The sequence below is a fragment of the Rhodopseudomonas julia genome (assembly GCF_030813515.1).
Classification (GTDB): domain Bacteria; phylum Pseudomonadota; class Alphaproteobacteria; order Rhizobiales; family Afifellaceae; genus Afifella; species Afifella julia.
In genome coordinates, this window is sequence record NZ_JAUSUK010000001.1 from 445,540 (window position 1) to 468,990 (window position 23,451).

Consider the following 23,451-nt stretch of genomic DNA (forward strand, 5'->3'; position numbering starts at 1 on the left):
CGTACCTGATAACTCCAGTTGGCAATTCCAACCCTGTGCACTAGAGTTGGCATATGAAGCTGCTCATCCGCTCTTCCATTTTCGACGACTGGCTCGCCGGGCTCAAGGATCGAGCCGCCGTGCAACGCATCACCGCAAGGCTGGACCGACTTGCCTTCGGAAATCCGGGAGATGTTGAACCCGTTGGCGAGGGGGTCTCCGAGCTCAGACTGCATTTTGGGCCGGGCTATCGCGTCTACTTCATGCAGCGCGGGGAGATCGTGATCGTGCTCCTGTGTGGCGGGGACAAGAGCACGCAACGCAAGGACATCAAACGCGCCAAGGACTTGGCTGCGTCTTGGAAGGATCAGACATGACCGAGGTCACGTTCAGCCGATACGATTCCGCCGATTACCTCGAAAGCGAAGAGGACATCGCCGGATACCTCGAAGCCGTCATGGACGAAGGCGGCGACGATCCGGCCTTCGTCGCGCATGCTCTCGGCGTCGTCGCGCGCGCCCGCAATATGAGCCAGCTCGCGCGCGACACCGGCATCAGCCGCGAAGGCCTGAACAAGGCTCTCTCGGGGGAAGGCAACCCGACGCTCGACACCATCCTGAAGGTCGCCAAAGCGCTCGGCCTGCGGCTCAGCTTTCAGCCCCGCAAGGCGCCGGCCGACAAGGCGCCACGGGAGCTGACGACGGCAGGTGAGGAATAAATTCCGCAGGACACTTATCTCCCATGAAGGACCGTGCCTCGTCCAGCCACGTCGGAGGCCGCCGAGAAACCTCGCCGCCCTCGGTGCAAGAGAAGTCTCATGATTTTCAGAGACGCTCGCACGCCGTCGCCGTCAGGCTGCCCAGAGCGTCACGCGAAGCCTCGCAGCCCCCAAAACCTTGCCGCAGCGACGTCTCCCCCTAGCTCCGCTGTATCTCCCGCGGACGTCGTTTCGCCCGCCATCCGCCAAAGCACGACCCCGCCATGCCCCCTTCGCCCCAGCCGTCGGCCGCGACCCCAGCCGGTGCCGCCTCCCCTTCGATCACATCGCCCGAGCGCCCTTTGCCGCTCTTCGCCCTGATGGCGGCGGTTCTCGTCGTCTTCGCCACGGCCAATGCGCCGGTGCCGATCTATCCGATCTGGCAGCATGCGATGGGGTTCGCGCCCGGCACGATCGGCGTCATCTTCGTCTTCTACAATCTCGGCGTCTTGATCGCGCTGTTGTGCTGCGGGCGGCTGTCCGACCTCTACGGCCCGCGCCTCGTGCTTCTGCCGGCGCTCGTGCTTGCGGTGGCGGCCGCGCTTCTCTTTGCCTTCGCGCCCAATGTCGCGGTGTTGTGCGTCGCGCGCTTTTTGATCGGGCTTGCCTCCGGCGGCTGCGTCAGTGCCGGAACGGCGGCCATTCTCCTCGCCGGGCGCCGACGCGGCATCGGCCATATCTCGCTCTACGCCACTCTGTCGGTCGTTCTCGGCTTCGGCCTCGGCCCCTTGACGGCCGGCGTGCTCGCAAGCTTCGCCCCCGCCCCGAGCCGCCTCGTCTTTTTCCTGCTCGCCTGCCTTCTCGCGACACTCCTTCTCATCCTCACCCGAAGCTTACCGCCGCTCCGGCAACCGTCTCAGAGCGTGCGCATATGGCAATTGCCGCGCCTGCCGGCCGACAACCGCCCCATCCTTTTGACGGCAATCGTCATTTTTGCCGGACCTTTCGCGCTCTCCGCGCTCTTCATCTCGCTCGCGCCCTCCATGATCGCCGAGCTTCTCCACAATGGAAGCCCGATCGTCGCCGGGGCCGCCGCCTTCCTGGTCTTTGCCTCAGGCGGTGCGGGCGGCGTCTTTGCACGCAAATTGACGGTGTGGCGCTCCGCCTGGCTCAGCCTGGCGCTGGCGCTTTCAAGCCTCGCTCTCGTGCTCTTGAGCGAACTTTCCGTGTCGCTGCCGCTCTTCGCACTCGCCGCGGCGGCGGCCGGCATCGCTCAGAGCGTCGGGCAATATACGGGCGTGCAACTCGTCAATCGGCACACGCCGGAAGAAATCCTCGGCTCCGTCAACGCCACCTTCTTCCTCGGCGGCTACGGCACGGCAGGGCTCGCCGTTCTGTCGATGGGCTTTGCGTCGAACGCCTTCGGCCTCTTTGCCGGCAGCCTCGTCTTCAGCGCGGTCTGCCTCGTCATGTTCATGGCCGCCATCTTCGGCGTCGCCACGACACGGCTTATGCCGGCGGTGCAGCGCTAGCGCCTTCAGGCCGCAAGGACGGTCCGGCCCGGATCGCCTCCGGGCCGGCACCTTATCGTTTCAGCCGCATCGTCTCAGCCGCGCAGTTCCTGATAGCGGCGCAAGGCCGCCTGCGTCCCGCGCCCCAGAATGCCGTCGATCGGGCCGTTATAAAGCCCCTTGTCCTGCAGCCGCTCCTGCACGGCGCGCCGGAAGGCGGCCGGCTGGCCGCGGGCATTGTCGTCGATCAGGAGCCTTTCGGCCCTGTCTTCGCCCTGCGCCAGCGCTTCCAGCATCAGATTGGCGGCGCGCATCGGGTCCGCCGCAACGCCATTGCCGCCCTGCATGTACATGAAGCCGAGATTGGCGAGCGCGACGGCATTGCCCTGGTCGGCTGCCTTCTGCAGCCATGACACGGCCTTCTCGTCGTCCTGCGGCAGGCCGTTGCCGTCGCGGTAGAGCACGCCGAGATTGTTCTGGGCGGAATCCTCGCCGGCAAGCGCGGCCTTGCGGTACCAGCGTGCCGCCTGGACCATGTCTTTCTCCACGCCCTCGCCGCGCTCATAGGCAAGGCCGAGCTCGTTCTGCGCCGCCGCATTGCCGGCATCGGCCGCCCGCCGCAGCCAGGTGAGCGCCAGCTTCGGATCTTTTTCCACGCCGCGGCCGTCGCGGTAGAGGCCGGCGAGTTCGCTTTGCGAATCCGTGTCGCCCGCTTCCGCCGCACGCGACAGCCACAGGGCGCCCGTCACCGGGTCCTGTGCCACGCCGCGGCCGTAGAGATAGGCAAGGCCCAGATTGTGCTGCGCCGTGCGATTGCCCTTCTCGGCCGCCTGCCGGTAGTAGGTCGCCGCTTTGACGTCGTCCTGTTCGACGACGCGGCCGGTCTCGTAAAGCCAGCCCATCTCGTTGAGCGCGAAGGCATCGCCCTGTTCGGCGGCGAGGCGATACCATTTCGCGGCCTCGTCCCAATTCTCCTCGACGCCCTCGCCGTTCCGATATTTCGTGCCGAGATAGCGCTGCGCCAGCGCGTCGCCCGCCTCTGCCGCACGGCGGTACCAGGTGATCGCCTCCGCATCGTCTTCCGGCACCCCCTCGCCGAAATCGTACATCGTACCGATCAGCGTCCAGGCATGGGCGTAATCGGCATCGGCCGCCTTGCGGTAATGCTCCATCGCCTCGTCGTCGCGCCCGGCCTTGTCGAGCGCATAGCCGAGCTGAAACTCAAGTCGCGGCTCATCGGGATTGGCGGCGATCGCCGCCTCGCAGGCCTCGATCGCGCGCGGCGCGTCGAGGATGGCAAACGGCACGCCCGGCACGTCGGCCGGCCTTTCGGGATCTTCCGGAGAGGCGGCCAGCGTATCGCAGGCAAGCGCCAGGAAGGGCGCCTGCTTCTCCGCAGCGGCTGCGGCCCCCTTGCGGGTTTCTTCCTCGAGCTTCTTCTGCATCTCCGAGATGCGGCTTTCGGCGTCGCGCGCGACGCGCGCCACCTCGTCTGCCGCCACTTGGCGCTGGTCGATCTCCGTGCGCGCCACGTCGCTCAGGCTGCAATCGGGAAAATCTTTCACATAGGCTTGAAGCGCTTTCGTCCCATTCTCGCCGATCGCCTTGGCGAAGGCCTCTTCTGCGCCCAGGCAGGCCGCATCGGCGCTCTCGCCCTCGCCCGGCGCCGCAGCTTCAGCCGCTGAGGGGCTTCCGTCTGTCGCGCCGTCATCTGGCGCGCCGTCATCTGTCGCACGTTCACCTGGCGCGCTGTCATCTGGCGCGCTGTCACCTGGCGCCCTGTCACCTGGCATCGGCGCGTCCCCCGCCATCGGGGCGTCGGCATCGGCCGGAGCGTCTTCCGCCCTCATCTCGCCTGGCGCGCTCTCTGCCCCCTCTGAGGCCTCGCTTTCTGAGGCTTCGCCCTCGGGCGCCTCGCTTCTCGCGCCGTCGGCGGCAGCTTTGTCCGCCTCGGCGGGAGCCGCTCCATCGGCCCCGTCGCCGGCTCCACCACGATCCGTGTCAGCGGCCTTTTCAGGCGCCGTTTCGTCGCCCGCATCCTGCGTCTCGTCCGCCGGCGTGACGGGATTTTCGGCCTGCGCCAGTCTCAGAACGGGAGCCTTCACGGCGGTCGGGGGCGCGCCGAGACGCTCGCCGGCGAGGCGCGGCGCTGCACTTAAAACCCCTGTAAATTCAGATGCTTGTGTCGTTCCAGCAAAGCACACGGAAGCAAGGAGTGCTCCCAGGACGTGGAATTTCTGCGCCATATCCGATTCGTTTCCCTCGGCCGCTCGATGGTGTGCGGGACGTTAGCGATGCGGCCCTGCCGGGACAAGCGGCCCAAAGAGCGACAGCCGGAGCCATCCGGGGCCTTCCGTTGCGGAAAGCCGTTGCCAAAGAGGCCATCGCACTTATGTAGCCTGGAACCGGCCCCGGGCCGGTCGTGTTGACTACGCACCCGACTGCAATTTCAAGACAAGGAGATGGATCGATGGCATTCACCCTGCCGGACCTGCCCTATTCCTACGACGCACTCGCCCCGCATATGTCGGCCGAGACGCTCGAATATCATCACGATAAGCACCACAACGCTTATTGCACGACGATGAACGACCTCATCAAAGGCACCGAATACGAGAACATGGACCTTGAGGAGATCGTCAAGAAGAGCCACACCGACAACCCGAAGCTCTTCAACCAGGCCGGGCAGTTCTACAACCACATCCATTTCTGGAAGTGGATGAAGGCCGGCGGCGGCGGCACCTCTCTGCCGGGCGGTCTCGCCTCGCAGATCCAGTCCGACCTCGGCTCCTTCGACGAGTTCCGGTCCAAGTTCATCGATGCCGGCAAGGGCCAGTTCGGCTCCGGCTGGGCGTGGCTCGCCATGAAGGACGGCAAGCTCTCCGTCATGAACACGCCGAACGGCGAGAACCCGCTCGTCCACGGCGCCACGCCGCTGCTGGGCGTCGATGTGTGGGAGCATTCCTATTACATCGACTACCGCAACGCGCGGCCGAAATACCTCGAGGCCTGGTTCGACAACCTCGTCAACTGGGACTACGTCGCCGAGCTCTACGAAGCCGCGAAATAAGCTTTTCGGAAGCCGCGAAGTTAGCTTTTCGGTTGAAGACGCAGGCGGCGCACTAAGCTCAGGCCGAAAACGCCGCCGGCGCGACCACCTCAAGCTCTCGACAGCTTCCAAGCTCCTTGCGGGAGCTCCGCCCCGGCCCCTGTGGCCGGGGCTTTTTTGTGGGGGCGCGAGGTTGGTGCGGTCGTCATACGTCCGCTGCACACGTGGGCACGTTCGTCGTGGGCTTCTGAAAATTCACATGCGTCTATTCGAGCCGATCGGAAAAGGGATGGAAAATAGACATCCCGCTTCCCATCAGCAGTCTGAAAAGGGAGCTCTAGGGTTAGAAACGCGGGGACCGTAGCTGAGGCGCCGCAATCACGAGACAACTATCATTTACTTCGCCATCATCGCTGCTCGGCGCCTCGCCACCACGCTTTCGAGGTGCCGCGGCTGTGGATCGCGACCGAAGCGGTCCTTGACGAAACGAAGTTGGCTTGCGTCGGCGCCCCATACATATCGCTTCGCACCCTCTACCACCTGGCGGTTCACCTCGTTCACGAGCCCAACCGGATTGCCCAATCGTACCTGATCGATGAAGGCGACGTCATTGGCGCCGATCCATAGCAGCCTGGGTCCAAGCGGAAGAATCACATGCCCATCCTCATCGTTAAGTGCCGTGCAGATAACGGGTCTGTCGGAAGTCAGAAGAGTTGGCGCATCTGGCACCGTCTGAATCACCCACCAGTGCATTTCGTTCAACGTCGCGCCTACGACCTCATGATCGATCAGCATACATAAGATCTCGAATTGCTGACGTTCCCTCTCGGCCAATGGAAGACCGGTCAGGTATTCCGACAAGGTATCAGGATCACCAGGATCGCGGCGTGCTTGGTAACGACTTTCAGATTCAGCATCAGTAAAAATAAAGTAGTCCTGCCATAACTCCCTGAACATGGCGATATCCTCCGGGCAGCGCAGGAGAAGCGACATGACGAAACGGCTCCATGCTGACCGGTTACTGGTCTCGCATGGCGCAATTGTGCCGTCACTCTTCAGACGAACCAAGGCCCTGGATGCAAAGTTGTCGACGGCGCTGAAGAATTCCGTCTCCACCTGCTGCGCCAGAGCGGGTTCGTACCCCTTAAGCTCATAAAGCCGCTTCTCGTAGCCAGTGCTCTCAGCAGTTTTTTCTTCGATTACGACCTTACGCTGATAAGGATTTGAATACTCCGTCAGCTTTCCCGTGACATCGCTCTGCCATCCTCGCAAGTAGAAGGCAGGAATGAAGTGATGCTTGGTGGGTGGGTTCGTTGGCACCACGCCTAATATTACACCTGATCTGCAGCACATGACAGCCCGACAGGTCATAGGATACTGAACTATATGAATACAGGCAGCCTAGACCGGGATCGAACAAACGTCCGGTCGCGCATTGGTGCGCGGCGCCGGGTCAGACACCCGCTGTTTGATGGACCTTATCAGCCTTCGCGCCAGCGCCCTTGCGCTCGTCCCCACTTAGTCGCCAAATCCTCAATGATACCGCGCCACCGCAGAACTCATGATGGCCGCCGTCTCGCTTGAAAGGCCGTCCGGCACGAACGTCACTCGGGCGATATCGCCTCCCGAAAGGCTCCTGTAGAGAACCAAGGCATAAAGATAGCTGGCGGCGAGTGTCGGGTGGTTGCCGTCGCGCGTCATCGCGATGTCGGGATGTTGCCGGCGCACCTCGTTCCAGACATCGTCCAACCAGATCAGGTGAGCCCCCGAAAGCCGGGCAAGCCGTCGATGGCCCATATCGATTTGGCGCTGATAATAATCCCGGTCAGCTTCACTGAAGAGATAGGCCTCTGTTGGGTCATAGGCCCAATTGACGACCAGGCCCGGGCTCCCCTCCTTCACCTTGATGGCGCGAAGCAATTTCCCGCCGTAGGTCATAAAGCTCGTCGTCTGCGCCTCGCTGGAAAAGGCCCGGCTTTCGGCCTGCACGATGGCATCGTCCCACACATGCTCCAGCAAGGACTGCGCGTATGTGTCATTCCAGAGGATCTCCAGGCTCGCGCCCGGCGGAGTTTGTTGCCTGATCTGGTATTTTTCGGGACTGTCGGCGGAATCCGCAATCTGCCGGAGCATGCGCGGCATGTGGTTTGCGTAGGTGCGGCTGTTTCCGAGAAGCAGGATTTCCCGGGCTGGGCGATCGTCAAAACGATCTTCAAGCCTTTGGCTTAACTCGTCAAATCCAAGCGGCTGGAAGAACTGGAACCAGCTCACGGCCACGATGGCAAGAACCAGAACGCCCCGAAAAATAAAACGCATACATGCACCGATACCGAAAACGATCAGCTTCGCGACCGACCAGTCCGGCGCGAGACGCGACACCTATGCCGACTTCGTAAATACAATCTTAGATATGTCTTCGGCCTGATCGCCGCGGTGCCCACCCAACGAACGGCAGCAGATCTGAGCAGCGCTCTATAGAACCGACCAAAAGTCGAAGCTGCGCCAGCTATCTCTGCGCCAAGCGGCACCTTCGGCCGTGAACACGAAGCTCCCCCTACTCCGCCTCCTCCATCTCCCCGCGCCCTTGCGCCGTCGCATCGGCACCTGCCCCGGCGGCCTTCTCCGCCCGCGTCTCCCCGACAACCCGGTTGCGGCCGCGGGCTTTCGCCTCGTAGAGCCGCGCGTCGGCCTCGCGCACGAAATCGCTGAGCTTGGCCTGCGGCGCGGGGATCGCGGCAAAGCCGCCGAGGCTCACCGTCAGGCGCCAGGTCTCCTCGCCGGCGGAAAACGGCTCCTTCTCCACCCGCCGGCGCAAAGCCTCCAGGCGCTCGAAGAAATCCTCGCTCGCGCCGCCGAGCGTAAAAATGATGAATTCCTCGCCGCCATAGCGGCCGAGAATGTCGCCGTCCTCGCCGAAGACCTCGCGCGCCAGGCGCGCGATATGGCGCAGGCATTGGTCGCCGAAGAGATGCCCGCGCGCATCGTTGACGCTCTTGAAATGGTCGACGTCGATCATCGCCACCGAAAACAGCCAGCCATTCCTCTGGCACAGGCCGAATTCGTCGGCGGCGCGCGCGTCGAAATGGCGGCGGTTGTAAAGACCCGTCAAAGCGTCGGTGATCGACACATCCTGCAGCTTCTGGTTGGCGCGTTCGAGCGCCGCGTTGAGGCGCCGCAGCTTGCGGTTCCAGTAGATGACGAGAACGAGGACGACGAGCGCCACGCCACCGAGGAGAAGCAGGCGGCTGTAATCGACGCGCTGGTCGATGCGCACCAGCATCTGCCGGCTCAGCATCGTCTGCACCTCCTGCTCGTCGAGGCCTGCGACGAGTTTTGCAAAAATCGCCGCCAGCATCGGCTCGTCGGAGCGGGTGGCGATCGAGGCGCGCCAGTCCTCAAAGATGCGGCCGGCGACCTTGACGTCGTAAAGCCGCTTGGAGGCCAAGAGATAGCCGAGGCTCGGCAGCGTGCCGAGGGCGGCGTCGAGTTCGCCGCGGCGCACGCCGGTCAACGCCTCCGCCTCGCTCTTCACCTCCACCAGCTCGACGTTCGGATAACGCTCCTGCAGAACGCGCACCGGGCTTTCGCCCGGGGCGATGCCGACGCGCTTGCCGGCCAGATCGTTCATCGTGCTGACGATCGGCTCGTTGAGCGAGCTTGCCACCGCCATCGGCAAAACGAGATAGGGCAGCGTGAACGTCCAGCGGTCGTCGGCCGCCGCGCTGTCGGTGACGAAGGGCAGGACGTCGCATTCGTAATCTTCGGCCTTCTTGAGGCCGCCGCCCCAGATCGGCACCGGCACGACCTGCCAGGAAAAGCCGCCCTGCCGCGCCAGCCGCTCCATCACGTCGGAGGCGACGCCGGTGAAATCGCCGGCCTTGTCGACAGAGGTATAAGGCGGCGTCAGAGGATCGACGCAGACCTTCAAGACACCCTTCTGATCGAGATAGGCGCGCTCTTCGCTCGTCAGAAGCGGGCGCTGGCGCTCCATTCCGGCGACGGTGGGGCCAAGCCAGCGCGTTTCGAGCTCGTTCCACCGCGTCGCCGACATGGCGCTCATCGCCCGGTCGATGATGCTGCGGGCATAGGGATAGCGGGGCGACACGCCGAAGCGCAGATCCTCGCGCTGCACACCCTGCATCAAGAATTCGCCGCCGATCTCGATATTGATGAGCCCCAGGCGCCGGATGATGGCACGGCCGTTGGAGAGCGCCATGATGGCCGCGTCCACCTCGCCGCCGGCCAGCGCCTGCAGGATCTCTTCCTGCGTGAGATAGGTGCGCACATCCGCGACGCGCGCCTTCAGCGCATCCTCGTAATAGATCGCCCGTCCGATGCCGACCTTGCGGCCCTTCAGCGATTCCAGGCCGCGATAGGGGCCGAAGCCGGAGCGCACGAAGACAGCGTTCGGGATGCGGTGATATTCGCGCGTGAAGAGCGTGTAGTCTTCGCGCTCGGCCGTGCGCGACATGTTGCTCACGATGTCGATGTCGCCGGCCCGAAACGCCTCGAAAAGGTTCGCCGCGCTGTCGTAGACGGGGATCATGGCAAGCCCCGTCGCGGCGGAGATCTCATGCATCAGATCGACCGCGAAACCCTGCCCCCTGCCGTCGCGGAGAAAGCTCAAAGGCTCGTAATCGCTGATGAAGCCGACCTTCAAAGGCGGCGCATTGGCCACGAATTGCTGCTCCTCCGGCAGGAGGCGCAAGGGTCCGGCGGAAAACACCCGGCCGCTGCGATAGCTGAGCCAACGTTCGGTGATGGCGGCGAGCTCTTCCGTCGGCAGCGCGGCGACGGCCTTCGCTAGGATCTCGTGCAGCATCTCCCGGTCGCGGTTGCGCGCCGCCTCCACCGCCACGTCCTCGGCAGCATTTCCTGTCGCGCCCCCTGGCGCGTCCCCGGCGTCCCCCCCGACAGGCTCAGCCTCGGCCTTCAGCACGCCCAGGCGGAAATCTTCAAGCGACACGCCGGTGAGCGGCACCGGCCCGACCGCTTCCACATTGGAAAAGCCGTTCTCGCGGGCGAAGAAATTGCCGGTCATCTCCGATGCGATCACCGCATCGACCCAGCCGAAGGCGAGTGCCGCCATCAGATCGCGGTAGGTGTCGTATTCGACGGGCTCGATGCCGGCCTTGCGCAGGGCGCCGCCGAAATAGATGTCGGTGATGACGCCGATGCGCTTCTTCGACAAAGTGTCGGCATCGATCGGCTGGGCGAGCGGGCGATCGACGTTCTGGAAGATCACCGTGCGGCGCTGGTGATAGGGGTCGGTGAAAGCGATGAAGGGGAGGCGCGCCTCGGTGAGGGAGATATCGGCGATGACGTCGAGCCGGCCGGCGCGGAAATTGCCGTAAATCTCCGGCCAGGTGCCCATCCGCGGCACGAAGGTGAGGCCGACTTCAAGTTCGATGCGGTCGAGGACATCGAGCGTCCAGCCCATCATCGAGCCGTTGCGGAAAAACGAATAGGGCTCGTTGTCGGCGACGACGCCGACGGTGACGGTCGGATGCTCGGCCACCCATTGCCGTTCGGTCTCGCTCAATTCGACGGCGCGGCCAGGCACGCCGGAGGCGATGACGATGAGGGCCGCCACGATCAGGGCGACGCCGCTGCGAACAATCCCCACAAGGCGAGGCGACACTCTCGGGTTCGGTCCCGTCAACATTCTTGTCCCATTGCATCCGGCCCGCGCATGCCGGCCTGCCAATTCCGGCCCTCGTGGCCGGCGCTCGATTTCGCCCCCGGTCGCCCCCTCAATTCCGCCAGACGAGGCCGAGAGAAGGCGCGACCATCGCCTCGCCCCATCGCCTCATGCCCGCATCGGCCTCACCCCGCGCCTGCGCCCCCATCGCCTCCTGCGACGGCAAACACAATCCGTAGGCAACACCTAGCGACACGCACCGCCAAATCTGGAAAGCATCCAAAGCCTGCTTGAGACTTAAAAGGCAAGGCAGAGGCCGCAGGCAGGCCGATATTCCCCTGCGGAATGGCATATTTCACCGCCATTGGTGCAGGAAGCCCACAGCCGGCGCGAAGTCTCGGGCGGCCGGCACCGCCGCTTTCGCTTGGCGCAGAGCCCCGGCACGGCCGAAATCGGAACGGCAACTCCTGGTTTGCGTTTTCAAGCTGACGCCAGAGGAAAGAGCGACCATGGCCGAAGCGAAGAAAAAGCAGTCAACAGACAAGCCGGCGACCGACAAGGCGGACACGCAAACCCAATCCGCCGACATCAAGCCCGCCCGCAAGGCGAGCGGCCAGCGCGACGCCTTTCGCGACCTCGCCCACCGCATCGCCGAAGGCGAACAGGTCGTCCCGCCCGTGCTCCTCACCGGCCAGGCGCGGCGCGAGCATGTGCGCTCCACCCTGCGCGAAGACCACGCCCAGCGCATCGAACAGCGCAATCACGGAGCGCGGGCGAAGTTCGACGAGCTCGCCGACGATTTCTTCAAGTTCTTCCGCGGCACGGCGCTTCTCTTCTACCGCGATCTGGCGGGCCAGGATGCCAACATGCCCTCCGTCATGGCGCTCGGCGATGTGCATCCGGAAAATTTTGGCGTCATGCCGGATGAAAACGGCGCGCCCATCTTCGGCGTCAACGATTTCGACGAGACGATCTATGCTCCCTTCACCTTCGACATCAAACGCGGCGCGGTCGGCTTCTGGATCGCCGCGCGCGAGGAAGGCGGCCTCACCCGCAAGAAGCGGCGCAAGGTCGTGACGAAATTCGTCAAAGGCTACCTCAAGGCGATGGAGGCCTATGCCGAGCACGCGACGGAGAAGAACGACGATTACCGCATGGACAATTCGCCGAAAGTCATCCGCCGCCTCTTCAAGGAAGCCTGGGAAGATCGCCACGACTGGCTGCGGGACGATTATCTCAAAGGCTCCGGCCGCGGCTTCAAGGCGAGCGACGAGCTGCAGCCGATCTCGGGCCAGGTGACAAAATTCCAGAAGGCGGTCGAAGACCTCGCCAAGTCGAACGGCATCGACGCGCCCGACCGCGCCGGCGAGCTCAAGGTCAAGGATGTGTGCGTGCGCCACGGCCAGGGCACGGCCTCGCTCGGCCTGCCGCGCTATTACGTCCTCATCGAAGGCCCGTCGAAAAACGCCACCGACGACATCATCATCGAGTTCAAGCGCGCCCGCCGCTCCGCCCTCGACGGGCTCACCCCGCCCTCCGAATTTCATGCCGGCGCCAAGGCCGACCGCATCGCCCACGGTCAGGCCGTGCAGCTCGCCCATGGCGACATCTTTTACGGCGCCGTGGAGATCGACGGCGAAAGCTTCATGAGCCGCGAGCGCGCCCCCTTCCGCGACGACATCGATCTCGACGAATTGAGCTACGGTACCTGGAAGGATTACGCGGAAGTCTGCGGCGCAGCACTCGCCAAGGCGCATGCGCTCTCAGACGATCTCGGCCAGATCGATTATGACGTCGAGCCCTCGATCCTCGCCGCCGCCACACCGCGAAAACTCTTCATCGCCGACCTCGTGCGCTTCGCCGAAGAAGGCGCCGACCGCCTCCAGGCCGATCACCAGACGTTCCGCGAAGACCACGCGCTCGGCGCCTTCGACTGCATCGACATGGTCTATCGGTAAGGAGAGAGCGGCGACTGCGCCGCCCAGAACGTGACACCGAAGCCGACAGAAGGACGGCGCGCTCGTCAGGAGGGCTCGCCGGTGGATTTCAGCACCGTCTCGAAGACCATCTCCCGGAACCATTTCTGTTCGGGGTCGACATCGAACCTCGGATGCCACATGGCCGACACGGAAATGCCCGGCACCGAAACCGGGAGATCTGTTCCGACCAGGTCGGGGCTCAGGACGGAACGGGGGATCTGCGCGATCACATCGGACCGGCGTGCGATCTCCATCGCGTCGGGAAATCCCGGCACGACCGCCACCACCTTTCGAACAAGGCCGAGGCGGGCCAACGCCTCATCCACCGGCCCGGTCGTCTGGCCGCGTCGGGACGCGACGACATGCAGGCAATTTGCAAAGCGCTCCGGCGTGACCGGCGCGTCGAGCAAGGCGTGACCGGGACGCGCCGCAGCAATGAACTCGTCGTCGAAAAGCCGCCGGGTCAGGATTTCCGGCGCGAACTCCCCTAATACGCCGATTTCCAAATCCGCGGCGCCTTCGCGCAGCGGCGTCCCATCCTTCACCCGTTTCGCCGCCAGCTTCAGACGGGTCTGCGGCGCCGCCGAAAGCATCCTTTGGAGCAGGGGCGCGGCAAACCGGTGGATGAACCCCTCATTGGCGCGGAGTGAAAAGGTCCGGCTGAGCGTCTTAAGCTCAAGACCATGCTCGTCCCGGGCGAGAGCGCTCTCGACCCCAGCCAGCAGTGCGGGCACTTCGGCGGACAAGGCGACGGCACGTGGAGATGGCACCAGCCGCGATCCGGCGCGCACGAGCAGCGGGTCTCCGGTGACCTTGCGCAATCGCGTCAGATTGCGGCTCATCGCCGATACGCTCAGGCCAAGACGTGCGGCCGCTTCGGTCACGCTGCCGGTCGCGAGCAGGGCATCGAGCGCCCGCAGCAGATTGAGATCCGGATTTGCCATGCGCCGGGTATGGGGAAGACTTGCATGGCGCGCAATTTGTTTTTGAGGGTGATGCGTCTCGCGAAACCATCTTTTGCTCCCTAGCTTGCAGAGGACATTGTTCGAACTGGCAACGGAGACATTCCATGCAACGCATTCTCATCATCGGCGCGTCCCGCGGGATCGGTCATGCCCTTTCAAGTGAGTTCGTGGGGCGCGGCTGGCATGTGACCGGCACGGTCCGGCACACCGCCGGAACGCCCCTGCACGCGCTGCGCGAAGAGCACCCCGAGGCGGTCGAGATCGCCGCATTGGACATCACCGTGCCCGCACAGATCCTGGCTCTGCGCGAGGAGCTTCAGGACCGGCGCTACGACATCCTGCTCGTGAACGCCGGAACGGCGAACGCCAACCAGAGCGAGACGATCGCCGAGACCTCGACGGAGGAATTCATCCGCGTCATGGTCACCAACGCGCTCAGCCCGATGCGGGTGGTGGAGACCCTCGCCGACCTCACGACCCCCGAAGGGACCATCTCCGTCATGTCCTCGGGACAGGGCAGCATCGCCGGGAACACGCGCGGCGGTCACGAGGTCTATCGCGGCTCGAAGGCAGCGCTGAACCAGTACATGCGCAGCTATGCGATCCGCGCCGGAAATACGCGCCCGATGCTGCTGATCGCGCCCGGCTGGATCAAGACGGAGCTCGGCGGGGCGGAGGCGCGCTACACGCTCGCAGAATCGGCGCCCAAACTCGTTGATCTTCTCCTTGCGCAGACGGGAAGGCCCGGCCTGCGCTACGAGGATCGCGACGGTCGCACGGTGGCGTGGTGACCCTCTTGCGTGGTGCCCCCCTTTTGCGTGGTGCTCCTGTGAAGATCATCGCCACCGAAGAGCATATGGCGACCGCCGAAGTCGTCGACGCCTGGCACAGGCTCGGCCTGGAAAGCCGCGATCCGGGCGTCGCCCATCACCAGATCGGCGACATTGCGAAACGGCTGCTCGACCTTTCCAAGAACCGCATCGCGCTGATGGACGAGGCCGGCGTCGACGTGCAGGTCCTGTCCTTGACCACGCCGGCGCTCCACGACCTTGGGGCCGAAAGCGTCGACATTGCGCGGCGGGTGAACGATACGCTGGCCGAAGCGGTCGCGGGCCATCCAGACCGGTTCGAGGCGATGGCGACGCTCCCGGTCGCCCGGCCCGAGGCCGCGGCGGCGGAGCTTGAACGCTGCATCGTCGAGCTCGGCTTCACCGGAGCGATGCTTTGCGGACGGGTGGGCGAGCGCCACCTCGACCATCCCGATTTCGCGCCGATCTTCGAAGTTGCGAGCCGGCGCAGCGTACCGCTCCTGCTGCATCCGCGCGTCGTGCCGGACGGGGTGCGCGCCGCCTGGTTCTCGAGTTTCGGCGACAGGGTCGAGATGGCGCTGGCCGGCTATGCGATCGGCTGGCATCTCGATGCGGGCATCCAGTTCATACGCCTGCTTCTGTCGGGGCTCTTCGACAGGCACCCCGATTTGCCGATCCTTCTCGGCCATTGGGGCGAGCTCGTCCTTTATTACGTCGACCGGTTGCGTGCGCTCGACGCGATCTCGGAGCTTGCCCATCCGTTGGACGCCTATCTGCGCCGGAACGTCTATCTGGGCGCGAGCGGGATGTTCTCGGCCGAGCATCTGCGCCGTGCACGGGGCATCGTCGGGCCCGATCGATTGCTGTTCTCTGCGGACTTTCCCTACCAGTACCGCCCGGAGCGGCAGGCCCGCGACTTCATCGAGAACTGCGGGCTTGGCGGGGAGGACCTCACGAATTTTGCGTCTGGAAACTGGTGCCGGCTGAGAGACGCCATCCTTCGGTGCTAACCCGGCTCCATCCGCCAGGCGCGGCGGAACTCGCGAAAATTGTCGCCAAAGGACGGCGGCAGATAGAGCGGCACCATGGCGAAAACGCTCGCGATCAGCACCACGGTCGAGACGGCGGCAAAGACGAGCTCGAGGGAGGCGACGATCAGGCGCTCGGCGCCTTCGACTGCATCGACATGGTCTGTCGGTAAGGAGAGAGCGGCCGCAGCTCCGGAAGGCCCTCCCCCCCCCTTTCCCCCGCGCACCCTCAGCCGTCGGTGGAGCGGGTCAATTCCTCCCAATCGGCGATCTCCTGCTTCAACCTGTCGATCCGTTCGCTCACGAGCCTGAGCGCATCGCTGCCCAGGAGGAGCTGCGGCGGCGGATTATCCGAAGCGATGAGCGTCAGGACTGCAGCGGCCAGCCTCGCCGGGTCGCCGAGCTGCTTGCCGTCCTTCTCCTGGCGCGCCTTGCGGATCGGTTCAAAGAGCGCATCGTAATCGGCAACCGCGCGCGCACTGCGCACCATCGAACGCCCCGCCCAGTCGGTGCGGAAGGAGCCGGGACAAAGCGTCGTCACGTGCACGCCGAAGGGCGCCATCTCGGCACGCATCACCTCGGAGATCCCCTGCAGCGCGAATTTGCTGCCGCAGTAATAGGCGATCCCCGGCATGGTGATCATGCCGCCCATCGAGGTCACGTTGACGATGAAGCCGCTGCGCCTTTCGCGAAAGCGCGGCAGGAAGGCCTTGGCAACCGCCGTCGCGCCAAAGACGTTCACATCGAACTGCCGGCGCATCTCCTCGAGCGGCGATTCCTCCAGCACCCCCTCATGCCCGTAGCCGGCATTGTTGATCAGCACGTCGACGGCGCCGTGCTCGCGTTCCGCCGCCTCGACGATATCGGGGATGCGCTCGAATTCCGTCACGTCGCAGGAGACCGCATGGACCTGCGGCAGACGCCCCAGGAGCGAGGCCTTGGCCGCCTGCGAACGCACCGTGCCGATGACGTTGTGGCCCGCGCGGCTTGCCGCCTCGGCAATGGCAAATCCAAAGCCGGAATTGGCGCCGGTGATGAAGAAGGTTTTTTCTGCCATGGATCAGCTCCGTCTTGATGGCTCTCACGAATTGACGGATACTCTTTTAACAGACCTCCCCCTAGGGCATATCCTGTTATTCTCTTGCTCAATCCTATGAACCATCCCGAAATGCCTGCCGCGCTTCTCGACCTTGCCGCCCGTCTCGCGCCAGAGCCGGGCTATACCTCCACGGGCCTCTCCGGCCTGCGCCTTCTTCGCTCGGAAACCGTGCTTGAGGATGTGCCGGTGCTCTACCGGCCGGGCGCGGTGTTCGTCCTGCAGGGCTCCAAGCAGGGTTTTCTCGAAGGCGAAATCTATCGCTACGATGCGGAGCATTATCTCGCCGTCTCGGTACCCGTCCCCTTCCGGATGGCTTCGCAGGCGAGCCCCGAGCGCCCCTTATTGGCGGTCTATGTCGATTTCGATTTGCGCCTTGCCGCGGACATCGCAGCCGAGCTCGACGCCTATCGCCCATACGACCGGGCGGAGACGGCCAAAAGCCTCATCTCCAGCCGCATGGAGCCGGCGATCGCCGATGTTCTTTCCAGAACCCTGACGGCCCTTTGCGACCCCGGCGAGCTTGCGATCCTGGGTCCCGGCCTCTTGCGGGAATTGCACTACCGCGTGCTCGTCGGCCCGCAAGGCGGTGCCTTGAGGACCGCACTCAAACAGGACGGCACGACAGCACGGATCGTGCAAAGCCTTACGCACATTCGCGAAAATTACTGGGCGGGGCTCACCGTCGCCGATCTTGCCGCCGAGGCCGGCATGAGCACGCCCTCCTACCACGTGCATTTCAAGGCACTGACCGGCAGCACGCCGATCCAGTACATCAAGGCGATCCGGCTTCACCAGGCGCGCCTGATGATCGCAAGGCGCGAGGGCACGATTGCCGCGATCGCCGCCGAGGTCGGCTATGCGAGCGCCGCCCAGTTCAGCCGCGATTTCCGGCGTCACTTCCATCGCAGCGCGATGGAAGAAACAAAATGGATGCGCACGCATCTCGGCGAGATCGCGTGAGAGGGCCGCCCGCAGCCAGGGATGCATCGACGCCGTATCAGAGACCAGATCAGAGACCGGGCTCGGCCTGCCCCGGCGCCATCCGCCAGGCGCGGCGGAACTCGCGAAAATTGTCGCCAAAGGACGGCGGCAGATAGAGCGGCACCATCGCAAGAACGCTCGCGATCAGAACCACGGTCGAGAGAACGGCAAAGACGAGTCCGAGCGAGGCGACGAGCAGGCTCGCGGCCCGTTCCGACACGCGGCCGGGCAAAGCGGCCCGGAGAATGACGCCGCCATCGGTTGGAACGGCCGGCGCGAGATTGGAGAGCCCGAAGGCGAGATTGAAGACACCGAGAAAGAACGCCGCCTCGTGCGCAAGCGTCGGTGAGGACGGCAGCGGCGTGACGAAGCCCGGCAGATGCTGCGAGGGGGCAAGCGGGCTCAAGCCCCAGATTGCGAAGGCGACGCCCGCAATCAGAAGGTTCGCCGCCGGGCCGGCGAAGGCGATCGCGATCGTACTTGCCCGCGACTTCGGCTCTTCGAGAAAAACGAAGGCCCCGTCGACCGACAGGACGATCGTATCGCAAGCGAGCCCGAAGCGGCGGGCCACCACCAGATGCGCGAGCTCATGCGCCAGATCCGACAGAACGAGACCGATCAGAAGGATGATCGCAAGCGCGACGGGCTGATGCGCATGGTGATAGGCAACGAGCGCACTGAAGACCACCGCCACGACCAAAGCGGAGGGATAAACCCACGCCTCGACGCCCGCGGGAAGCTTCAGCCGAAACGCGAACGGCCCCTCCGCCGCGTCTGCGCCTCCCACGGTCATGATCGAATGCCCCCTCCCCCGGCCGCGTTGTCGAGCCGCCGCCCCGGACACAATCGGCAATCTGCCGCTCGCATTCCCTGGCGCCCGCATCCCCCACCATCGACATCATAAGCCGTCGCGCATGATTGGCGAGAGGTTACAGGTGAGGTCCCAGCCCAACATCGATCCGGCAACATCCGGGGGCCGCCGCGAAAGCTCCGCATGCGGCCGCTCATTCGCGAAAGACTGAGCCGGAAGGAGAGCGTCAGCTTCAAAGCAGCAGCCGACGGAAACCACCTATCCCGCAACAGTTCTTCCCAGTCGCTTGCTCCCTTGGCCGGGTGGGGCGCCCGGGCGTCGACATCCAGCATACTTCCGCTCTGCCCAAGTCCGGACTGTCGGCCCCTCCAGATTGCTTGCCCCTCATAGGCAGGTGGATTATGCAATCCGTGGCGCGAAAAACGACGGCGATCCTTCGACACCCACGAAACGGATCAGCGGTCGCGCACACGTCGGCCAGGCGCATTTCGCTCACCGACCAGCGTTCTCGAAAATCAACGGCCCGAGATCATCGGGCATGCGTGCAGGCGCCGCTCTTCCTTGAGGGTAGCACTTGCGTCGATTGGAACGCTCGATGCGCAGCCCCCTTGTCACCATCTACACGGCCGGCCTTCTCGATGCCGCAGGTATCGGCCTCATCTTCCCCATTCTCCCAAGCCGCCTTTCGGAGGCCACGCATGCCAGCAGCGTCGCTCCCCATATGGGCGTCATGACCGCGCTTTATGCGGTGTTGCAGTTCGTCTTCGCGCCGGCGCTCGGCGCATTGAGCGACAGGGAGGGTCGCGGTCGCGTTCTCCTGATTTCCCTTTTCGGGGCGACCGCCGACTACCTGCTCCTGGCGTTCGCCAATAGCTTTTGGATGCTTCTCGTCGGACGTGCGGTCGTCGGCCTGACCAGTGCCAACGGTGATGGCTCGCGCGCGCAGCGGCTGGATCGTCTTCGCCGTCATGCCGCCTTTCGCCATCGGCGGTATCGGGACCCCGGCCTTTCAGACGTTCGCCAAGCGGCAGGTGGGCCCGGAGCGATCCGGCTTTCGGTGGCGGCAGTCAACGTCTGCGGTTCCACAGATCATCATCGGAACGCGCATCCGACCATCAGCGGGCCCGCGTGAGACATAGGCCCGCACGGCTCAAAGCTCTTTACGCTTCCCAACGAAGGGATCACCTCATGAAGGCAGTTATTTTTTCTCATTACGGTGGAGCCGAGGTTCTGCGCTTGGTCGAGCTCGAGAAACCGCGGCCGGGCCCCGGCGAAGTGCGGATCAAGGTCTCCGCAGCGGGCGTCAATCCCTCTGACTGGAAGCGGCGCAAAGGTCTCTATCGGGAATTCGAAGAGGTTGTCTTTCCCTCAGGCGTCGGGGTCGAAGCCGCTGGCGTGGTCGACGCGATCGGGCCGGCCGTTTCGGGCGTCACGGTCGGCGATGCCGTCTTCGGCTATGGCAGGGCCACCGTCGCGGAATATGCTTGTCTCAGCAAATGGGTGGCGAAGCCGAGCGGGCTGCCCTGCGAGGTCGCCGGGGGGCTCGCGGTGACTAGCGAGACCGCACTGCGCGGCCTCGACGATCTTGGGATGAAAGCCAACGAGTGGTTGTTGATCAGCGGTGCTGCGGGAGGGATCGGCGCGGCTGCGGTCCAGTTCGCCCGTCACCGCGGCATCATCGTCATCGGCACAGCAAGCGAGCGCAATCAGGCTTACCTGCAGGAGCTCGGCGCGATACCGACGACCTACGGGCCGGGCCTTGCCGAGCGCGTCCGGGCGTTGGCGCCACACGGGATCGACGCGGCGTTCGATGTCGCCGGATCTGGGATCATTTCGGAACTGATTGGGATCGTCGGCGTCGCATCTCGTGTGGTTTCGGTTGCCGATTTATCGGCTGAGAAATATGGGGCCAGATTTTCCAAGGGGCCTCCGAGAGAGCCGGAACGAGTCCTCGCCGAGGTCGCCAAGCTCTATTGCGAGGGCCAGTTCCAGGCTCGGGTCGAGCGGACCTTCTCGATCGAGCAGACCGCCGAAGCCCATGCAATCAGCGAGGCGGGGCACGCCTCGGGCAAACTCGTGATCTGCATGCCTTGAGCTACGGCCTTCCAATGTCCGGATGCGAGGTCCGGAATTGCTGCTCGCCCCGATTGACGAGAAGCTCACGCCCATACTGCGGGAGGGAGCGCTGAAGGCCGGTCTGGGAAACCTGCCGCATCAACGAGAGTCCGTTTTGGAGCGGCAGCCGAGAGAACGGTATGGGCGCAAAGGGCCCCCTCGGCTGCCATAAGAAAACAACTTCACGCAGCCGCAGAGATCAGCGACCCACCCGGCCTCCTACCGCCCCAACCTCTCGCACCGCATCAGCCCCGGCGCTTCAGCCCAGGTCTGCACGGAATTCACCCAGCGGCGGCAGGTGTATTCGTTGGGGAAACAGGCGCGCAGGAAGACCGGACGGCGCCAGTCGTTCATCGGGTCTTCTCTGGTGCCCGAAAACGTCCCGACCCAGCTCCAGCCGCCATCCTCGCAGGCGCCGCCGCCTTCCGGTGCCGGCGGGTGGCCGACCACGGCCGCCGCGGGCGTCGCCGTGAGCGCGCCCGCCATCACGACCGCCGCCACGACCGCCGCAAAGACCCCGGCCAAAGCCCCCGCACGCAGCGAAACCCTCGCCCCGCACCGTGCCGCCACGAAAAGACCTGCGCATCCCGCCATCACGAAACCTCCCGATCGCTCGCGCGCCGTCACGCCTGCGTGAAGGGGCGCCGCCGCGGTCTCTGCCGCTGGTTGCATGGAAACCGCCCCCTATAACTAGACCTGTCCAAGACAAACAGGAGGCAGCCTCATGCTTCGCAGCATCTCCCTCGCCGTCGCCGGCGCCCTCACGGCCGTGTCCGTCGTGGGCTTCGCCGCCCATGCCCAGGACGCCATGTCCGGCGCGGCTTCCGACGACCCCATCCAATCGCGCCAGGCGATCATGGAATCCTTCGGCGCCTCCGCCAAGGTCGGCGGCGGCATGATCAAGGGCGAAATCCCCTACAATCCCGCGGTCGGCCAGCTCGTTCTCGCCACGCTCGATGCCGGCGCCCACACCTTTGGGCATTATTTCCCGGAAGGCTCCGACACCGGCGACACCGAAGCCTCGCCCAAAATCTGGCAGGATATGGACGGCTTTCACGCCAAGATCGGCGATCTGCAACAGGCGACCGCCGCGGCGGTGAAGGCGAAGCCGCAGGATCTCGACGCCTTCAAGGCGACCTTTGGCAAGGTCGCGAAGAACTGCAAATCCTGTCACGAAGATTATCGCGTGAAGAAGGATTGAGGTTTTCGTGGCGAAAAAGCTTCTGGCTGCGGTCGTCGTCCTGGCGGCCGTGGCACTCCTCGGCTTCTATGTCGTGACGATGCCGCGGCCGCTTGCGGCCGCGGCGCTCCCCGCGCATGAGCCCGATGTCGCCAACGGCGAGCGTCTGTTTCTCGCGGGCAGCTGCGCCTCCTGCCATGCCGCGCCCAAAGCGGAAGGCGAGGCAAAGCTCGTGCTTTCAGGCGGGCTCGAGCTCGACACCGATTTCGGCCTCTTCCGTGTGCCGAACATTTCCTCAGACCGCGAGGCCGGCATCGGCTCCTGGAGCGACATCGATTTCGTCAATGCGATGAAGCGCGGGCTCTCGCCGTCCGGCGCGCATCTTTATCCGGCCTTCCCCTACACCTCCTACGCCAAGATGCGCCTCGCCGATCTTCTCGATCTCAAGGCCTATCTCGACACGCTTCCGGCCAGCAGCAACCGCGTCGCGTACCACGATCTCCCCTTCCCCTATTCGCTGCGCCGCGGCATCGGCCTGTGGAAGCGGCTTTATCTCTCCGACGAGCCGGTCATCGCCGTCGACGAGGCCAACGAGGAGCTTAAGCGCGGGCGCACTCTCGTCGAAGGCCCCGGCCATTGCGCCCAGTGCCACACGCCGCGCGATGCTTTCGGCGGGCTCGAGACGGACCGCTGGCTCGCCGGCGCGCCGAACCCCGAAGGCAAAGGCCGCATCCCCAACATCACGCCGTCCGATGACGGCATCGGCGGCTGGAGCCTTTCCGACCTCACCTATTATTTCGAAAGCGGCTTCACGCCGGATTTCGACAGCGTCGGCGGGCCGATGGTGCCGGTGCAGGAAAACCTCGCGAAACTCCCGCCCGAAGACCGCGCCGCCATTGCCGCCTACCTCAAAGCCATCCCGCCCCTCGGCGCCGACAAAAGCGGCGCGGACAACACCGGAGGATAAAGCGGGGACCGGAAAGGCCGCCCCGAAAAGCTCAACCGCGCCCAGGCGAGACTTATCCCCGGATCATCCCCTTGACCGGGCGGCCCGACGAAACTCCGGCGTCAGCCGCACGGTCCCCCTCCCCCTTGTGGGGAGGGGTTAGGGGTGGGGGTCCCCCACAAAAAGTGGGCGCCGCCCCAAAAAACCTCAGCGCAGCGCGCGCGGCGGCACGCCCGGCTCGCATTGCATGTTGATCAGCCGGCCGCGGGCGAAGCTCAGCCCCTCATTGACGAAGCGCTGGCATTCGATCTCGGTGCGGAAACAGCCTTCGGCATAGAAGCGGCGGCTGCCGCGTTCGCCGCCCGCTGGCCCCTGGCCCTGCGAGGCGACCCAGCCGAACCACAGGCTCGCGGGATCATAGCGCGCGGTGAGCGCCTTGCAGGTCCCCACGCCCTTGTCGAAACGCAGCCAGGTGGCATCGGCGGGCACCGTCCCGCCGACGAGAAGAAGCCCGGCAAGGGCGGCGGCCGAAACGGCGGCAGGCAGAAAGCGGGACATACGCGTCTCCCTTGAAAATCAGCGTCAGCCTTATCTGGGGCTTTGGCCGGCCGGTTCCAACAGAAGGCCCAACATCGGGGCCCGCCACCGGCCGCCAATCACG

General features: G+C 64.8%; 21 protein-coding genes and 1 pseudogene. 12 read left to right on the top strand and 10 right to left on the bottom strand.

The window, feature by feature from the left end:
• Window positions 1-53: 53 nt before the first annotated feature.
• The 3 genes from J2R99_RS02130 (at window position 54) to J2R99_RS02140 (ending at window position 2,208) form a co-directional block, all read left to right on the top strand.
• Window positions 54-356: a type II toxin-antitoxin system RelE/ParE family toxin gene (locus J2R99_RS02130; RefSeq protein WP_307152847.1), complete on the top strand. Its 303-nt coding sequence runs from the start codon at window positions 54-56 to the stop codon at window positions 354-356.
• Entirely contained in the window at window positions 353-697 is a 345-nt protein-coding gene (locus J2R99_RS02135; RefSeq protein WP_307152848.1) for an addiction module antidote protein, read from the top strand. Before J2R99_RS02130 ends, J2R99_RS02135 begins: the two co-directional genes overlap by 4 nt.
• Window positions 698-960: 263 nt before the next feature.
• Window positions 961-2,208 (top strand): MFS transporter, encoded by a 1,248-nt coding sequence (locus J2R99_RS02140; protein WP_307152849.1) that lies wholly within the window; start codon window positions 961-963, stop codon window positions 2,206-2,208.
• A gap of 74 nt (window positions 2,209-2,282) precedes the next feature.
• Here the strand turns inward: J2R99_RS02140 and J2R99_RS02145 are convergent, their stop codons facing one another.
• Window positions 2,283-4,433: a peptidoglycan-binding protein gene (locus J2R99_RS02145; protein ID WP_307152850.1), complete on the bottom strand. Its 2,151-nt coding sequence runs from the start codon at window positions 4,431-4,433 to the stop codon at window positions 2,283-2,285.
• 224 nt (window positions 4,434-4,657) lie between these two features.
• On the opposite strand from J2R99_RS02145, the gene J2R99_RS02150 reads away from it, so the two are divergent.
• Window positions 4,658-5,257 (top strand): superoxide dismutase, encoded by a 600-nt coding sequence (locus J2R99_RS02150; protein WP_234630519.1) that lies wholly within the window; start codon window positions 4,658-4,660, stop codon window positions 5,255-5,257.
• Window positions 5,258-5,632: 375 nt separating this feature from the next.
• On the opposite strand, the gene J2R99_RS02155 is transcribed toward J2R99_RS02150, so the two are convergent.
• The 3 genes from J2R99_RS02155 to J2R99_RS02165 all read right to left on the bottom strand — a co-directional run bounded on the left by J2R99_RS02155 (window position 5,633) and on the right by J2R99_RS02165 (window position 10,877).
• Window positions 5,633-6,559: a DUF4238 domain-containing protein gene (locus J2R99_RS02155; RefSeq protein ID WP_307152852.1), complete on the bottom strand. Its 927-nt coding sequence runs from the start codon at window positions 6,557-6,559 to the stop codon at window positions 5,633-5,635.
• A 210-nt stretch (window positions 6,560-6,769) separates the two neighbouring features.
• On the bottom strand, window positions 6,770-7,615 hold the full coding sequence (locus J2R99_RS02160) for a hypothetical protein (RefSeq protein ID WP_307152853.1): 846 nt from the start codon (window positions 7,613-7,615) through the stop codon (window positions 6,770-6,772).
• 175 nt (window positions 7,616-7,790) lie between these two features.
• Window positions 7,791-10,877: a transporter substrate-binding domain-containing diguanylate cyclase gene (locus J2R99_RS02165; protein WP_307152854.1), complete on the bottom strand. Its 3,087-nt coding sequence runs from the start codon at window positions 10,875-10,877 to the stop codon at window positions 7,791-7,793.
• A gap of 509 nt (window positions 10,878-11,386) precedes the next feature.
• Between J2R99_RS02165 and J2R99_RS02170 the strand changes: the two genes are divergently transcribed.
• Window positions 11,387-12,835: a DUF2252 domain-containing protein gene (locus J2R99_RS02170; RefSeq protein ID WP_307152855.1), complete on the top strand. Its 1,449-nt coding sequence runs from the start codon at window positions 11,387-11,389 to the stop codon at window positions 12,833-12,835.
• Between the two features lie 65 nt (window positions 12,836-12,900).
• On the opposite strand, the gene J2R99_RS02175 is transcribed toward J2R99_RS02170, so the two are convergent.
• Window positions 12,901-13,800, bottom strand: a complete 900-nt coding sequence (locus J2R99_RS02175) for a LysR family transcriptional regulator (RefSeq protein ID WP_307152856.1) — start codon at window positions 13,798-13,800, stop codon at window positions 12,901-12,903.
• Between the two features lie 125 nt (window positions 13,801-13,925).
• On the opposite strand from J2R99_RS02175, the gene J2R99_RS02180 reads away from it, so the two are divergent.
• Window positions 13,926-14,612: an SDR family oxidoreductase gene (locus J2R99_RS02180; protein ID WP_307152857.1), complete on the top strand. Its 687-nt coding sequence runs from the start codon at window positions 13,926-13,928 to the stop codon at window positions 14,610-14,612.
• A 5-nt stretch (window positions 14,613-14,617) separates the two neighbouring features.
• Window positions 14,618-15,640: an amidohydrolase family protein gene (locus J2R99_RS02185; RefSeq protein ID WP_307152858.1), complete on the top strand. Its 1,023-nt coding sequence runs from the start codon at window positions 14,618-14,620 to the stop codon at window positions 15,638-15,640.
• Here J2R99_RS02185 and J2R99_RS02190 read toward each other — a convergent pair.
• Window positions 15,637-15,921 carry a hypothetical protein gene (locus J2R99_RS02190; RefSeq protein WP_307152859.1) on the bottom strand — a complete coding sequence of 95 codons (285 nt, stop codon included), beginning with the start codon at window positions 15,919-15,921 and terminating at the stop codon, window positions 15,637-15,639. The genes J2R99_RS02185 and J2R99_RS02190 overlap by 4 nt on opposite strands.
• The gene (locus tag J2R99_RS02195; protein WP_307152860.1) at window positions 15,888-16,715 is read right to left on the bottom strand and encodes an oxidoreductase; all 828 of its coding nucleotides are present in this window, start codon (window positions 16,713-16,715) and stop codon (window positions 15,888-15,890) included. Before J2R99_RS02195 ends, J2R99_RS02190 begins: the two co-directional genes overlap by 34 nt.
• 111 nt (window positions 16,716-16,826) lie before the next feature.
• Here J2R99_RS02195 and J2R99_RS02200 point away from each other — a divergent pair, with 111 nt between their 5' ends.
• Window positions 16,827-17,717, top strand: a complete 891-nt coding sequence (locus tag J2R99_RS02200) for an AraC family transcriptional regulator (protein ID WP_307152861.1) — start codon at window positions 16,827-16,829, stop codon at window positions 17,715-17,717.
• A gap of 49 nt (window positions 17,718-17,766) precedes the next feature.
• On the opposite strand, the gene J2R99_RS02205 is transcribed toward J2R99_RS02200, so the two are convergent.
• Complete coding sequence (locus tag J2R99_RS02205; RefSeq protein WP_307152862.1) at window positions 17,767-18,531, bottom strand: site-2 protease family protein; 765 nt, start codon at window positions 18,529-18,531, stop codon at window positions 17,767-17,769.
• 613 nt (window positions 18,532-19,144) lie between these two features.
• Between J2R99_RS02205 and J2R99_RS02210 the strand changes: the two are divergent.
• Together J2R99_RS02210 and J2R99_RS02215 are read left to right on the top strand one after the other, a co-directional pair.
• A pseudogene (locus J2R99_RS02210) lies at window positions 19,145-19,474 on the top strand (MFS transporter); the annotation flags it as partial.
• A 263-nt stretch (window positions 19,475-19,737) separates the two neighbouring features.
• Complete coding sequence (locus J2R99_RS02215) at window positions 19,738-20,643, top strand: NADP-dependent oxidoreductase (RefSeq protein ID WP_307152863.1); 906 nt, start codon at window positions 19,738-19,740, stop codon at window positions 20,641-20,643.
• A gap of 240 nt (window positions 20,644-20,883) precedes the next feature.
• Here J2R99_RS02215 and J2R99_RS02220 read toward each other — a convergent pair whose 3' ends face one another.
• On the bottom strand, window positions 20,884-21,336 hold the full coding sequence (locus tag J2R99_RS02220) for a hypothetical protein (RefSeq protein ID WP_307152864.1): 453 nt from the start codon (window positions 21,334-21,336) through the stop codon (window positions 20,884-20,886).
• Window positions 21,337-21,388: 52 nt separating this feature from the next.
• Here J2R99_RS02220 and J2R99_RS02225 point away from each other — a divergent pair, with 52 nt between their 5' ends.
• Together J2R99_RS02225 and J2R99_RS02230 are read left to right on the top strand one after the other, a co-directional pair.
• A complete protein-coding gene (locus J2R99_RS02225; RefSeq protein WP_307152865.1) occupies window positions 21,389-21,865 on the top strand; it encodes a c-type cytochrome in 477 nt (158 codons plus the stop codon).
• A 7-nt stretch (window positions 21,866-21,872) separates the two neighbouring features.
• Window positions 21,873-22,811 (top strand): c-type cytochrome, encoded by a 939-nt coding sequence (locus J2R99_RS02230; RefSeq protein WP_307152866.1) that lies wholly within the window; start codon window positions 21,873-21,875, stop codon window positions 22,809-22,811.
• A 186-nt stretch (window positions 22,812-22,997) separates the two neighbouring features.
• Here the strand turns inward: J2R99_RS02230 and J2R99_RS02235 are convergent, their stop codons facing one another.
• Window positions 22,998-23,348 (bottom strand): hypothetical protein, encoded by a 351-nt coding sequence (locus tag J2R99_RS02235; RefSeq protein ID WP_307152867.1) that lies wholly within the window; start codon window positions 23,346-23,348, stop codon window positions 22,998-23,000.
• Between the last annotated feature and the right edge of the window lie 103 nt (window positions 23,349-23,451).

Excerpts from the sequence above, each read along its gene's own strand:
- J2R99_RS02220 (WP_307152864.1), bottom strand. The coding sequence starts at position 21,336 with ATGCAACCAGCGGCAGAGACCGCGGCGGCGCCCCTTCACGCAGGCGTG.
- J2R99_RS02195 (WP_307152860.1), bottom strand. The coding sequence starts at position 16,715 with ATGGCAGAAAAAACCTTCTTCATCACCGGCGCCAATTCCGGCTTTGGA.
- J2R99_RS02130 (WP_307152847.1), top strand. The coding sequence starts at position 54 with ATGAAGCTGCTCATCCGCTCTTCCATTTTCGACGACTGGCTCGCCGGG.
- J2R99_RS02145 (WP_307152850.1), bottom strand. The coding sequence starts at position 4,433 with ATGGCGCAGAAATTCCACGTCCTGGGAGCACTCCTTGCTTCCGTGTGC.
- J2R99_RS02205 (WP_307152862.1), bottom strand. The coding sequence starts at position 18,531 with ATGACCGTGGGAGGCGCAGACGCGGCGGAGGGGCCGTTCGCGTTTCGG.
- J2R99_RS02225 (WP_307152865.1), top strand. The coding sequence starts at position 21,389 with ATGCTTCGCAGCATCTCCCTCGCCGTCGCCGGCGCCCTCACGGCCGTG.
- J2R99_RS02200 (WP_307152861.1), top strand. The coding sequence starts at position 16,827 with ATGCCTGCCGCGCTTCTCGACCTTGCCGCCCGTCTCGCGCCAGAGCCG.
- J2R99_RS02150 (WP_234630519.1), top strand. The coding sequence starts at position 4,658 with ATGGCATTCACCCTGCCGGACCTGCCCTATTCCTACGACGCACTCGCC.
- J2R99_RS02235 (WP_307152867.1), bottom strand. The coding sequence starts at position 23,348 with ATGTCCCGCTTTCTGCCTGCCGCCGTTTCGGCCGCCGCCCTTGCCGGG.
- J2R99_RS02170 (WP_307152855.1), top strand. The coding sequence starts at position 11,387 with ATGGCCGAAGCGAAGAAAAAGCAGTCAACAGACAAGCCGGCGACCGAC.
- J2R99_RS02140 (WP_307152849.1), top strand. The coding sequence starts at position 961 with ATGCCCCCTTCGCCCCAGCCGTCGGCCGCGACCCCAGCCGGTGCCGCC.
- J2R99_RS02215 (WP_307152863.1), top strand. The coding sequence starts at position 19,738 with ATGAAGGCAGTTATTTTTTCTCATTACGGTGGAGCCGAGGTTCTGCGC.
- J2R99_RS02135 (WP_307152848.1), top strand. The coding sequence starts at position 353 with ATGACCGAGGTCACGTTCAGCCGATACGATTCCGCCGATTACCTCGAA.
- J2R99_RS02180 (WP_307152857.1), top strand. The coding sequence starts at position 13,926 with ATGCAACGCATTCTCATCATCGGCGCGTCCCGCGGGATCGGTCATGCC.
- J2R99_RS02175 (WP_307152856.1), bottom strand. The coding sequence starts at position 13,800 with ATGGCAAATCCGGATCTCAATCTGCTGCGGGCGCTCGATGCCCTGCTC.